Annotated in this window: 11 protein-coding genes; 3 read left to right on the top strand and 8 right to left on the bottom strand. The window is 39.3% G+C overall.

Going from position 1 to position 12484, the window contains the following annotated elements; translation table 11 throughout:
- Nucleotides 1-67 precede the first annotated feature (67 nt).
- Nucleotides 68-1210 carry an RNA-guided endonuclease TnpB family protein gene (locus A6J77_RS06970; protein ID WP_083069421.1) on the top strand — a complete coding sequence of 381 codons (1143 nt, stop codon included), beginning with the start codon at nt 68-70 and terminating at the stop codon, nt 1208-1210.
- Between the two features lie 99 nt (nt 1211-1309).
- Here the strand turns inward: A6J77_RS06970 and recG are convergent, their stop codons facing one another.
- Together recG and A6J77_RS06960 are read right to left on the bottom strand one after the other, a co-directional pair.
- A complete protein-coding gene (gene recG / locus A6J77_RS06965; RefSeq protein WP_083069419.1) occupies nt 1310-3361 on the bottom strand; it encodes an ATP-dependent DNA helicase RecG in 2052 nt (683 codons plus the stop codon).
- 110 nt (nt 3362-3471) lie between these two features.
- Nucleotides 3472-4479, bottom strand: a complete 1008-nt coding sequence (locus tag A6J77_RS06960) for an MsnO8 family LLM class oxidoreductase (protein ID WP_083069417.1) — start codon at nt 4477-4479, stop codon at nt 3472-3474.
- 216 nt (nt 4480-4695) lie between these two features.
- Between A6J77_RS06960 and A6J77_RS06955 the strand changes: the two genes are divergently transcribed.
- The gene (locus A6J77_RS06955) at nt 4696-5517 is read left to right on the top strand and encodes a MetQ/NlpA family ABC transporter substrate-binding protein (protein WP_227645141.1); all 822 of its coding nucleotides are present in this window, start codon (nt 4696-4698) and stop codon (nt 5515-5517) included.
- Nucleotides 5518-5648: 131 nt separating this feature from the next.
- Here the strand turns inward: A6J77_RS06955 and A6J77_RS06950 are convergent, their stop codons facing one another.
- A complete protein-coding gene (locus tag A6J77_RS06950) occupies nt 5649-6227 on the bottom strand; it encodes an N-acetylmuramoyl-L-alanine amidase (RefSeq protein WP_083069415.1) in 579 nt (192 codons plus the stop codon).
- 8 nt (nt 6228-6235) lie between these two features.
- Nucleotides 6236-6775 carry a sigma-70 family RNA polymerase sigma factor gene (locus tag A6J77_RS06945; RefSeq protein WP_083069413.1) on the bottom strand — a complete coding sequence of 180 codons (540 nt, stop codon included), beginning with the start codon at nt 6773-6775 and terminating at the stop codon, nt 6236-6238.
- A gap of 296 nt (nt 6776-7071) precedes the next feature.
- On the opposite strand from A6J77_RS06945, the gene A6J77_RS06940 reads away from it, so the two are divergent.
- Nucleotides 7072-7899, top strand: a complete 828-nt coding sequence (locus A6J77_RS06940) for a hypothetical protein (RefSeq protein WP_083069411.1) — start codon at nt 7072-7074, stop codon at nt 7897-7899.
- A gap of 84 nt (nt 7900-7983) precedes the next feature.
- Here A6J77_RS06940 and A6J77_RS06935 read toward each other — a convergent pair whose 3' ends face one another.
- From A6J77_RS06935 to A6J77_RS06920, 4 genes are all read right to left on the bottom strand, one after another.
- Nucleotides 7984-8811 carry an exodeoxyribonuclease III gene (locus tag A6J77_RS06935; protein ID WP_083069409.1) on the bottom strand — a complete coding sequence of 276 codons (828 nt, stop codon included), beginning with the start codon at nt 8809-8811 and terminating at the stop codon, nt 7984-7986.
- A gap of 79 nt (nt 8812-8890) precedes the next feature.
- Nucleotides 8891-10240, bottom strand: coding sequence for a gluconokinase (locus A6J77_RS06930; protein ID WP_083069407.1), 1350 nt, complete (start codon nt 10238-10240; stop codon nt 8891-8893).
- Nucleotides 10240-11130 carry an NADP-dependent phosphogluconate dehydrogenase gene (locus A6J77_RS06925; protein ID WP_083069405.1) on the bottom strand — a complete coding sequence of 297 codons (891 nt, stop codon included), beginning with the start codon at nt 11128-11130 and terminating at the stop codon, nt 10240-10242. Before A6J77_RS06925 ends, A6J77_RS06930 begins: the two co-directional genes overlap by 1 nt.
- Nucleotides 11131-11139: 9 nt before the next feature.
- Nucleotides 11140-12465 carry a 6-phospho-alpha-glucosidase gene (locus A6J77_RS06920; RefSeq protein WP_083069403.1) on the bottom strand — a complete coding sequence of 442 codons (1326 nt, stop codon included), beginning with the start codon at nt 12463-12465 and terminating at the stop codon, nt 11140-11142.
- Nucleotides 12466-12484: the final 19 nt, after the last annotated feature.

Here is a 12484-nt window from a genome sequence, read left to right as displayed (position 1 = left end):
GTTATCGCTGTAAACAACAGTCACACGTATGGTATAATATATCTATAAACGCAAGGGGGGTGAAAACATGTATCAAGGAATTGAGTGTAAAATCTATCCTAACGAAAAACAGCGTCAGTTAATTCATATGACCTTTGGTCATACCCGATTCATCTGGAACGAAATGTTGGCCATGTTGAATGCGCGGTACGAAAACAATCCTGACCTTCAAATGCTATCTTATAATGCGTTATCCTCTCTTATTCCACAAATGAAGAAGGAATATCCCTGGTTGCGTGAAGTTGATAGCGTAGCTGTTCAATGTAGTGTTAAACGCTTATCCGAAACTTTTGTCCGTTTTTTTAAAGGCTATTCAAAATACCCAAAATTCAAATCAAAGAAGAACACCAGACAGTCGTATTTAAGTACCATACGTGGCAACAACATTCGTTTTAATGACAATCAACGGTATATCAAATTACCTAAATTAGGTTGGATAAAATGTAAGTCAAGTGTGTTTCATATTGAGAATGAACGCATAAAATCTGTCACCGTTAAATATACACCTAGTGGGGACTACTATATCTCCCTTTTGGTCACAAGCGATAATCAAGCAATGCCCAAAACAGGAAATGTAGTCGGTGTCGATTTAGGTGTAAGTGATTTAGCTATTACGTCTGATGGTCAAAAATATCAAAGTCAGCGACTACATTTGTCTTATAAGAAGCAATTACATTATTGGGAAAAGCGAATGGCCCGTAGACGTTTACAAGCCAAAAAGAACGGTGTAGCTTTAGTGGATGCGAAAAACTACCAGCAAGCCAAACGCCAAGTGGCCCGTATTCATCAACGTATCAAAAACATCCGTAAGGATTACATTCATAAAATCACAACCGATATGGTTAAAAGTTATGACGTTATCGTTCTAGAGGATTTAAAGACGACTAATATGATGAAAAATCATCAATTAGCCCGTTCAATCGCTGGCCAATCCTGGCGGATGTTTAGAACAATCTTAGAGGCAAAGTGCGAAATGTACGATAAGACATTTGTAGCTATTAATCCGTACAAGACATCCCAAAAATGTTCTAATTGCGGTTATGATAGCGGTAAAAAAGCGTTAAATATACGTCATTGGACTTGTATGAAGTGTAATATGCATCACGATAGAGATATCAACGCAGCTAAAAATATATTAAATATTGGCCTGGAACGGGCCTTAGTTAAATAGCTTAGACCGCTGTTTTGCTTTGAAATAAGTGGAACAAGTCATGAGTGTTCCTAGAAACACGCCATTTTAATGGCGTTGTAGTTCATTGCACCAATAATCCTAAGCGTTGATTGTTGTCACTTGCTGGTCAAGCCATTCGGCTAATTCAGTGAATTCATTTAAATGGCCTTCAAAGTAAGGCATAAATTGAATGGCGTCTTCACGAGCCACTTCTAAAATGACACCATCTTCAATTGGGTCAGCCACCTTAAATTCTGGTAGACCAGACTGACGGGTACCAAAGTAATCACCGGCACCACGTAATTCTAAGTCTTGCTGGCTAAGGTAAAAACCATCTGTCGATTCAACCATGATATTCATCCGCTGTTTCCCGTTATCTGTTCTTGGATCAGCTACTAAAACACAGTATGATGCATGCTCACCACGTCCCACCCGTCCTCTTAACTGATGGAGCTGTGCTAAGCCAAACCGGTCAGCATCTAGAATCACCATATAAGTCGCATTTGGCACATTAACCCCTACTTCAATCACCGTTGTTGACACGAGTATTTGAATATCATTCTTCTTAAAGGCTTCCATGACTTGGTCTTTTTCATCCGCACTCATTTGCCCGTGCAATAAACCTACTGAGAATTGCCCACCAAATTGAGCGGCATAAGTTTCATATATATGCTCAGCATTTTGCGCTTCTAGGGCTTCTGATTCACCGATTAAAGGGCAAATAATATAAACTTGTCGGCCTTTTCTCACTTCTCGCCAAATTTGTTCATCCACTTGGGCTTGTCGGTTATGACGGACCCATGATGTTTCAATCGGAATTCGTCCTGAAGGCATTTCCTTTAATTTAGAAACGTCCATATCCCCCATCATCGTAATCTCCAATGTACGCGGGATTGGCGTTGCAGTCATATACAGGACATTGGGCGCTTTGAATTCGCCTTTTGCCACTAATTTAGACCGTTGGTTAACCCCAAACCGGTGCTGTTCATCAATCACAACCATCCCTAAGTCAGCGAATTTCACATCATCTTGAATCAAGGCATGCGTCCCAATTAAAAGGTCAATGTCCCCGTTTACCAAATCGGCTAAAATTTCCCGCCGAGCTTTAGTTTTCGTCGACCCCGTCAGTAAAGCTACTTTGTAATCCGTTTTTTCAAAGAATCCTGAAATGGAGGCATAATGTTGGTCAGCTAAAATTTCAGTTGGTACCATCATAGCACCTTGAAAACCCGCATCAATCGTTGCCACTAAGCAAATCATAGCTACTACCGTCTTCCCAGACCCAACATCTCCTTGAAGGAGGCGGTTCATCTGGAAGGGTTGCCGTAAATCCGCACAAATTTCATTGACTACAGCCTTTTGGCCAGCTGTCAATTCAAAGGAAATCGTCTGGATAAAGTCACGAAGATGGTCGTTATCATAAAGTATTTGAGCACCATTGGCAATGCGGCGTTGTTGTAATTTGCGCCATTGTAATTTCAAGGCGTACAAGAAGAGTTCTTGGTATTTCAATTGCCGACGTGCTTGCCGGTTATTTTCTTCACTATCTGGAAAATGAATTTGCTGGATGGCTAACTTATGCGGCATGAGTTGGTATTTTTCCCGCAAAGCTTCGGGCAATAATTCCACAACTAGGTCTCCATATAAATCAATCGCTTGTTTGATTAAGTCCGTTAACGATTTAGTCGACAAGCCTTGAGTTAAATGGTAAATCGCTTCAAAATCATTATCACCATTCTCCTCATCTTGGTGGTTGGAGAACAGTTTAATCCCTACAATTTGCTGTTTAGCCGCTTCAAATTTCCCATAAACAACAATTTCTTGGTTGACCTGAATATTCTTTTTTAAGTAAGGCTGGTTAAAGAAGATAACCTGCAATACCTCATGGTCCATAGCTAAGCGAAACGTCAAACGGTTACGGTTGCGCCCAAAATATTGTACAACGGGTTCCGTCACTATCACGCCTTTTACTGAAGCTTTGGTATTATCCATTAATTCACCGGCCGATTTTACAGACACATCTTCGTAGCGGAAAGGAAAATGGTAAAGTAAATCTTCAACCCTTGAAATCCCAACCTTTTCTAATAATGCCGCTTTTTTTGCGCCAACACCTTTCAAAACTGTCACTGAATCGGATAAAGTTCGTGCCATCATAATCCCCCTTTCCATAAAAGTAGCTAGTTATAAGGAAAGAAACCCGGTTAAACCAGGCTTCTTCCATTAAATTCACCTTATTATTAAGATCATTAGCGTTTTGACCTTTAAATATTGACCTGGCTCAAGATTTCAATTAACGCACGGCGATTCGCAAACCCAGATAAATGATTGGCAATTAAGAACCCATCTGCGTCGGTTTCTTCTTTCAAACGGCGCAACTGCATTTCCACTTGTTTAGGTGTGCCGTATACTTTTTTAGACGCATGTCTATCTATTTCATCCGGATCAATAGTTGTGACAAAATCTCTTGCTTCAGACACTTCCATCAATTCTAAATAAGCACGTTTGTCATCTTCTAGTGCATCTATCCAATCATTTAAGGCATAGTTTAATACTTCCTTCAGATTGCGCTTTGTAGAAGTCACTGCATAAAGGGCGATGAATACTGAAGGTTTTGCCATCCCTTTAGAAGGTTTGAAGTGTTTTCTATAAATCTTGATTGTTTCAATACATTCTGCCAAATCTCCTGAGAAGAATAAACCGAATACCATTCCTAAACCTTTCTCCGCAATAAACTGCGCGTTACGGCGTGAACCTAGCATAGTATAAAGTGGCGTCACGCCGTCAAAATAAGTAGGCATTACACGTAGCCCATGCATCTCATCTTCAGTTGCTAGATCATCATAAAGTAAACCTGCAATTTGTGAAATCGTCTTTTCATAATCTAGTCCACGGTTAATCTGCATCCCTAATGTTTCCTGACGGGTAATTTCTTTTGGCATAGAATGGCCAACACCTGCTTCAACACGTCCAGGATACATGGCTTCAAGCACCATATAGTTTTCTGCAATTTGATAAGGAGTAGAATTATTGATAATCACCGCCCCCGTACCCAACTTAATCTGCTTTGTTGCTGCACCGAAACGGGCTAATAATAACTGTGGCGTTGATGATAAGACAGCTGGCGTTGAGTGGTGTTCTGTTAGCCAGTACCGGTCCAAACCCTTTTCATCCGCCAGTTTAGCTAGTTCTATTGACTGCTCAAAGGACTCTAATACCGAGGTATTTTTATCCCGAGGTATAAAATCTAAAATACCTATCCCTAAAGTCATTTTGTCACTCCTCTTACTGATTTCAATAACCTTATTTTAACATATGTAGAAATAGAATAAACTGTTCAATTACTTTTACAAAATTTGAAATAAAACAACTCTCTATCAGTAAATCAACCACAAGCAGTAACCCTACACAAGCATATTGTATCTCAATTCATGACAATCTGTGATAAGTTTAAGTGGATGAATAAAACACCTTTGGGAGGTAGAAAAATGAAAAAATATTTGCGTTATATTGGACTGGCTTTAATCACTTTGGTGGTCGCTGCTTGCGGAAAGCAGACGGAAGATACACAAACCATCAAAGTGGCCACCTCACCTGGCCCCTATTCTATTCTATTTATGGAAGAAGTGGCCCCCAGATTAGAACAACAGGGCTACACCGTTGAAGAAATTCAGTTTTCCGAACTACGACAAGCCATGATTGCTGTTGATGAGGGTGAAGCGGATATCAATGTTGACGGTAACCGGTTGAACACTGAAAGTTACAATGATACTCTGGACGCTAGCTTTCAACAAATTGTCCGTATCCCAACCGTACCGGCAGCTATTTATCCGGGGCAAAAAGACAGTCTTGATGATGTTGCAGAAGGTGATACCATCGCTTTCGGTAATGGTACAGTTTCCATGATGCGTGGTTTATTATTGATGCAAGACCTTGGGTGGATTACATTAGATCCAGACGTTGAACCAGCCAAAGTTACCGTTGACGATATCGAAGAAAATCATGTAGGTATTGAAATTGTCGAAATGCAAGGTGCCGCTATCCCACCCGCAATTCAAGACGTTTCTTATGCCTTAGTTGCTGGATCAATTGCTTATGATGCAGGTATGGACTTAGACTCTCGTTTAGTCACAGAACAACCAATCGAAGGTTTACTACTTGAAGCTATTACCACTGCAGATAAAATGGACCAAGCTTGGGTAGAAGATATTAAAGCTATTTACCAATCAGACGATTTCAACCAAGCAGTTCTTGACCGTAACGAAGAAATTGGCACAGAGTTTTGGATTATCCCTGAAGAAAATCAATAGATTATAGACTTATACAAAAGGCAAAAAAGCCATCGCGGTAAGGGTTCATCCCCAACCACGATGGCTTTTCTTATATACACATTGAAGTAATTTTAGGTCTTTCACACATCGCTATGACACAGTGACCCTAGCTAGCGCGTACACTGGCATACTTTATCATCAGCAATTTGGAAGCCGACTACAGCTTCCACCATATTTTTAGCCACTAAGTCTAAATTAGCTAAATAATAGTGTCGGTCAGTTGCATCTGCTAGGAAAAATAATTCTAGTAACCGGTAATTAATTCCCCAACGGCGTGCATTGTTACAATTCAACAAGTCGCCTCTTTTTGATAAGCCTAAACCGTTTCTAGTGACTAAGCCAAAATGCTTTTGAATCATCGCAATCAAGTTATCATCTATGGCATCTGTCACATAGTCCGAATGAATGATTATATGGCCACCTTTTTGTGGTTTAGCCGCCGCATCCATATGTACTTCAACCACCACCCAATCCGCATAGGTCTTCATATCTGTTGCATGTTGGTAAAGATTGTCCATATAGAAAGCCACTTTGATGCCAGCTGCTTTAGCCCATTTTTCAATATAGGACTTTAACTTCCGCACCATTTCTGCCTCAGTAAATTGCCCAGATACGGCGCCTGGGTCTCCATTTCCATGTCCAAATGCAATTAAAAGGCCTTTATATTCTTTAAATGTTGTTGATTTCATCTTGTCTCCTAACCCACCAACAAATGGCGAATAGATTGTAGTTTGTCCATCAAATTGCGCTTCTTATTGTAAATCGCTTGGCGAGAAATCGGGTAAATTTCAAGTAATAACTTGGTCTTGCCCTGACAAGCAATCACCTGGTATAGAAAGTCTAAATCACGATGCTGTAATATTTTCGCCGCCTCAGCTAAGAAATGCTGAATATCAGCCGTTATTTCAATCGGATGCCCCGCGCCCAAACCAGCCTCAAATACCCATTCATCCGTTGTTGAAAATTCCTGACCACCCAAACGTGTATGCTTACGCAATTCATCCAACACCCGCCAAGCCATCACCCGCTTCACATAAGCTACAAACCGGTAACGGTCAGCCTCACTTAGCGGGTCCCCATCAAAGTCTTCCGCTGCTTGATATAAAGCAATCTGAGCTAACTGGTAAATATCATCATAATAAGACTTATACACATCCACATGATACCGTTTTAAGACATGTACAATCACGCCATGATATTGGTCCAACAACTCCGGATACTGATATTGATCAAACATAAAAGCAATTTCCTCCCCTAAACGAGCCTAAAGTATCTTGTCATCACCTGCAGGTAACTTAAAATACGTTTAATACTCGGAAAAAGGCAAGCCCGCGCCACGCTGATTGCCTGGTATTTTTGATTGCAATTATCACCTAAAAGATAAAAACATTGAATCAAAACGGCTAATTCCCGTCAAATTATCACTTATTCAATATAAAACAATCTATTTTCAAGTCCTTTCAATTATTTGGTTTCATAAAAATAAATACAATGTTATAAATAAGATAACAAAAAGTATAAAGGTGGTAGAACATGCGCATAGATAACAGTAATCTTGAAACAGTCCCAGAAAAATTCATTTGGCAAGACCATCTCAACATCCTCATCGAAAAAGCCATCACTGGCAATCCCCGTCACTTCAATCAACTGCTTCAAAACATGTCCCTCCTCTACAATGTATCGACATTCAAACTACCGTTTAAGACAATTATTCTTTTCACCGACCAATCCTTTGGCATTAGTCACCTAGACACCATGTCACTCTTGAAAGCTTGGCATGACCAATACGCCTTCCCGGCGACTTATTTCAACCAAACACACGCGGATATTCTGGATAGTAATAAGCGGTTACCGGTTACCCTTGGAAAATTTGCCTTCCAACGCTTTGATGACAAAAAGGAGATCAATCACATCCTGGCCTTACATAATATTCAAGTCTACTATGCAGACGCCCAGTGCAAGAAGGATACCTGGATTGAAGTAGACAACCACTTAAAATATAAAATCAATCTAAAAAATAAATATTTAAGAGAAAAAATAGGTTTTTATACTACCTTCCGCCAACAACACTTACGATTCTTTAATCAAATGGCTTTTTATAGTCAGTTCAACCACTTCACTCATCATCAATCATTAAGCAATCAAGCGGATGAGGATACACTTGACAATCAACAATTTATGGTCAGCGAATCTGCCTATCAACCCATTAAAGCATATCTAGACTTTGGCCAGCTAGATAGTATGTACCAACTTTTCGCCAATATTCTCTATTATGTTTTTGGTCAAGAGAAATTAAAGAAAATCGCTGGTAAAAATACACAAAAAAAGATACGGAAAATTCAAAAAGGCGTTAAAGAATAGAATCAAACGCTGTACACGGATAAGTGTAAATTAAAAAAGCTGAGCTACCATTAGCCCAGCCTTATGAGTGATTATCTTCTTTAACTAGATATCAATTTCTAACAAAATTGGTGTATGATCTTGACGCGTACCAGAGTCTAGCATTTCAGATTTTTGCACTTTGTCTGCAATTCGGTCACTCACCAACCAGTAATCAATGCGCCATCCTGAATTATTGATTTTACTTGTTTTCACTCGTTGTGCCCACCAAGTATAAACACCTTCAACGTCGCCATGAATATGACGGAAAGTATCTGTGAAACCGCGGTTTAATAGGTTGGTAAAGCCAGCACGTTCTTCATCAGTGAAACCAGCAGAAAAATGATTATTTTTGGGGTGTGCCAAGTCAATTTCCGTATGGGCGACATTAAAGTCACCACAAGCTATCACTGGTTTCTTAGCATCCAAGTGCGCTAAATAGTTTGCATACTGAACGTCCCAAGCTTGGCGGTCTTCTAAACGTGCCAGAGCAGAGCCTGCATTAGGTGTATAAACATTGGTTACATAGAAATTAGGAAATTCTAATGTAATCATCCGACCTTCGTAATCCATCGTCGTTGGTGCCCCAATTTGCGGGAAAGTGACTTCTGGCGTGTATTCTTTCTTGTATAAGAACATGGTACCAGCATACCCTTTACGGGCAGGCTCCACACTAGACACCCACTGAATCTCATAATCTGGTACATTCGCTTCCAATATCTCAAGGTGCTTTTTCGTAGGCCCCTTCGCAGATAATTTCGTTTCTTGAATCGCAATCACATCTGGTTGATGTTCACGAATCATCTTTAAAACCGCACGTGATAATTCTGCACGCGGAGACGCACCAGTTAAGGCTGCATTTAAAGAATCAATATTCCATGAAATTAACTTCATTATTAAACCCCTTTACTCATATGATGACTATATTTTAGCATAATCACTAACGTAACCGAAATGAGACAGAGGGAGTGAGTTAGTTGACTTGTTGTAAATATTGCGCAAATAGTGGTGCTAATATTTTTGTCGCTTCCACATCGGGCTGTATCACTTTATATTTTCCCTTGGATAACACATCGTGCACTAAATGTATTGTGCCCACAGTTTCAGCATTTTCAATTTGTGGAATATATAAATCCTTATTCAAAACATCGGCGATTAACTGGGTTAAACCCGTCATCTGCGTTACACCGCCCACTAAACCAATTTTATCAAAGGCAACTAAGTCTCCTAAATGCGTTACATTTACCTTTATATTGAACACCATGCCTAAGATAATGGCATATAAAATGGATTCTCGACTAGCATTTCTAGTTAAATTTAATAGACTTGCTGTCGCATAATCCTGCCAAATGGGCGCTCGTTCCCCGTTAATATAGGGGATAAATATTGCTTGGTCAGCAGGTCTATTTATACAAATTTCATTTAATTCATTAAAATCAGTTTTGAAGATATCACAAGCCCAAGCTAAAATATCTGCCCCATTATTACTCGCTAAACCAATAAGATAGTGGTGAGCATCTATGGCATATGAAAAATTATTTAAGTTAGCATTGGTTGATGGTGAATCAGCCACTACACGTACTGCATGACTGGTACCTATGGAAAGTACAGCATGATGGTCTAAATCATTAAAAATATAGTTAGAAGAAACACCATCAGATGTCCCGATAATGACTTTTATAGGAATTTGTAAGGATTTATGAAAAGTCATCACTGAATAATTGACTGGTTGAATCTTTGGTAAATCTTCCACACTCAAACCTAACTGTGTTAATAATGCCTGATCCCAATCCAAACTAGACAAATTTAGTAAGCCTGAACTCGAAGCATTACTTAAATCAATCGCCCATTCACCTGTTAAACGGTAGAATAACAAATCTTTTATAGAAGCTATTTTCATATCCGGTTGATAAATGGATAATAGCTTGATATAAGGATTCATCGAATGTATCGGTGTCCCTGTCCGTTGATAAACATTTTCTTTTTCTGTTTTGGATAATTGTGGTATTAACTCATGCCCTCTTTTATCTGCCCAAGTAATCGTTTGTCCGAATAAATTAAAATCTTGATCCAACAATTGAACGCTATGCATAGCTGTTGTTAGGATAATTTCTAACGCTTCTATTTCATACAGGTTGATTAAACCTCTTAAGCCATCTGTTACAATTTGCCAAATTTCTTCAAAATCCATTTCATGTAAATCGTTCTGCTTATTTGTTCTCTGATAACCAGCTTTAAACGTATCGATTAATTGATCATCACGGTTAAATAGATTGATTTTAGTATTCGTTGTGCCAACATCAATACTCGCGGTATAAGTCATCAATATTCTTTATGCCCCCCAAATCGATAACGCATTGCTGAAATCACTTGATTTGAGAAAGAAACTTCATGTAGACTCGCATTCCGGTTCATCAATGATAAGGCGATGACAGGTGTTGGGACTTCCTCAGTTAAGGCTTCATTAACCATCCATTTCGCCTCACCTGAAGCAGCAACTTTATGTTGGAAATTGCCTAATAAAGTATCTTGATTCAACTCATCGTAAATATTGTCTAATAAAGCTGATTCAATAATAGAGCCTCTAGACCAGTTACCAACTACATCATCCAATTTAAAGGCATAATGACTTTGCGCTTTCAGTAAATGAAGTCCCTCAGCAATTGCCTGCATCATCCCATATTCAATACCGTTATGAACCATCTTTAAATAATGGCCACTACCCGGCTCAGGATAAAAGCGATAACCACCAGGTACACAAAGCCCCTTCAATACATCATCCACTTGCTGATCCAATGGGTCTGGCCCACCTACCATCATGCAAGCTCCGTGTAAAGCACCCTCAACCCCACCTGAAATCCCGCAATCATAATATAGGATAGCTTTTTCTTCAAATAGCGCAAAATTATCCAAAGAATCCTTATAAAAAGAATTTGAGAAATCAACAACCACATCACCCGGGCGTAGGATATCTTTTAAAGTTTTCATAGTAGATTTGGTTGGTTCACCAGAAGGCAGTAAAGAAAATACTACATTCTTGTCTGCAGTATCCGCCAAAACTCTTAAATCAGTTAATAGCTGACACTTATCGGTTTCTAATTGGTCAACAATTAACGGATTCAAGTCGAATCCGTTAATATGCTGTCCTTGTTTCATTAATTGTTTAGCTAAGGCTAAACCCATTTTACCTAATCCTATCACTGTTATCTTCATACATGACTCCTATTTTAATTCCGGCCAAAATTCGCCATTTGCTTGAATTAAGTCATCTAATACTTCACGCGCTTTAGTAGCTGTCGGAATTGTTCTTGATAATGTATAAGCTTGCCAAACCTTTTGATAGCTACCTTCAATAAACCCTTCCACTAATAACTTCTCAGATGTTAATTGTTGGAACATTAAAGCTTGTTCAAATTGTGGAATTTTCCCTTGGGTGATTGCCTCTGGCCCCTTACTACCGATAATACACGGTACTTCAACCATTGCATCATCAGGGAAGTTGGCAATTGCCCCGTTATTTTCAACAATCATAATCATTCTTTCATGCGTATTAAAAGCAATTGCACGTGCTAAATCTACAATAAAGGAAGCGTGACTATCGATATGGAAATTATTTTCTTTTGCTGTACCATTTCTAATAATATTTCTTGCTGTATCAAATACTTCTTTCTCACGGCCATCCATTACCTCATTAGCACGAGTATAATCTTTATTGGCGTGGGCCACCATATCCTCTGGGAATAAGTAGTATTGTAAATAGGTATTTGGCAAGAAGCGTGGTTCAACAGCAAATAAATCTTTAGCTTTTTTGTGCGTTTCTTGCCAAGAAGGATCTGTATGCTGGGTATCAATCTCCACTTGATTAAGATAGCCATTCTCCTTAACATAAGCTTTTACTTTTTCGGTGTAGTCAGTACCATCCTTACCGCGAATAGAAGTCCACCAACCAAAGTGGTTTAAACCAAAGTAATCGACTTCAAGGTCATCTGGTGTCATCCCTAAGATTTGTGACATCCGGCGTAATGTACCCACGGGCATATCACAGATATTCAATACTTTAGACGTTGGACGTAATACTCTACAAGCCTCAGCAACGATTGATGCAGGATTTGAATAGTTCAACATCCAGCAATCCGGTGCATATTCTTCCATCAAATCAATCAAGTCCATCATGCCACCAATAGAGCGCATTCCGTAAGCCATACCGCCTGGTCCACAGGTTTCTTGCCCCACTATATCGTGTTTTAACGGTATTTTCTCATCTAATTCACGCATAGCATATTTCCCAACCCGAATATGGGCCATACAGAAATCCATACCAGTAAAGGCAAGCTTTGGATCATCTGTATAAGCAAATTCAATTTCTGGTGCTTCTTCTTTTAGCATGATATCAATCGCTTCACCAAGAATGGCTTGACGCGCTTGATCATTGTCATATAAGTAAAGCCTTTCTAATGGAAATCGTTCAAGATTATCCACCAACATTCTCACAATACCTGGTGTAAATGTGCTTCCGCCACCTGCAATAACAACTGAAAATTTTTTCATCTTTATTCGCTCCTCATTT

The sequence above is a fragment of the Aerococcus viridans genome (assembly GCF_002083135.2).
Lineage (GTDB): Bacteria > Bacillota > Bacilli > Lactobacillales > Aerococcaceae > Aerococcus > Aerococcus viridans_C.
The sequence above is the reverse complement of the archived record's forward strand: the minus strand, read 5'-3'. Positions and strand labels throughout refer to the sequence as shown.

Bases quoted from the DNA above. Each gene is read 5' to 3' on its own strand.
- A6J77_RS06950 (WP_083069415.1), bottom strand. From the start codon at position 6,227: ATGAAATCAACAACATTTAAAGAATATAAAGGCCTTTTAATTGCATTT.
- A6J77_RS06925 (WP_083069405.1), bottom strand. From the start codon at position 11,130: ATGAAGATAACAGTGATAGGATTAGGTAAAATGGGTTTAGCCTTAGCT.
- A6J77_RS06955 (WP_227645141.1), top strand. From the start codon at position 4,696: ATGAAAAAATATTTGCGTTATATTGGACTGGCTTTAATCACTTTGGTG.
- A6J77_RS06920 (WP_083069403.1), bottom strand. From the start codon at position 12,465: ATGAAAAAATTTTCAGTTGTTATTGCAGGTGGCGGAAGCACATTTACA.
- A6J77_RS06945 (WP_083069413.1), bottom strand. From the start codon at position 6,775: ATGTTTGATCAATATCAGTATCCGGAGTTGTTGGACCAATATCATGGC.
- recG (WP_083069419.1), bottom strand. From the start codon at position 3,361: ATGGCACGAACTTTATCCGATTCAGTGACAGTTTTGAAAGGTGTTGGC.
- A6J77_RS06970 (WP_083069421.1), top strand. From the start codon at position 68: ATGTATCAAGGAATTGAGTGTAAAATCTATCCTAACGAAAAACAGCGT.
- A6J77_RS06960 (WP_083069417.1), bottom strand. From the start codon at position 4,479: ATGACTTTAGGGATAGGTATTTTAGATTTTATACCTCGGGATAAAAAT.
- A6J77_RS06935 (WP_083069409.1), bottom strand. From the start codon at position 8,811: ATGAAGTTAATTTCATGGAATATTGATTCTTTAAATGCAGCCTTAACT.
- A6J77_RS06940 (WP_083069411.1), top strand. From the start codon at position 7,072: ATGCGCATAGATAACAGTAATCTTGAAACAGTCCCAGAAAAATTCATT.
- A6J77_RS06930 (WP_083069407.1), bottom strand. From the start codon at position 10,240: ATGACTTATACCGCGAGTATTGATGTTGGCACAACGAATACTAAAATC.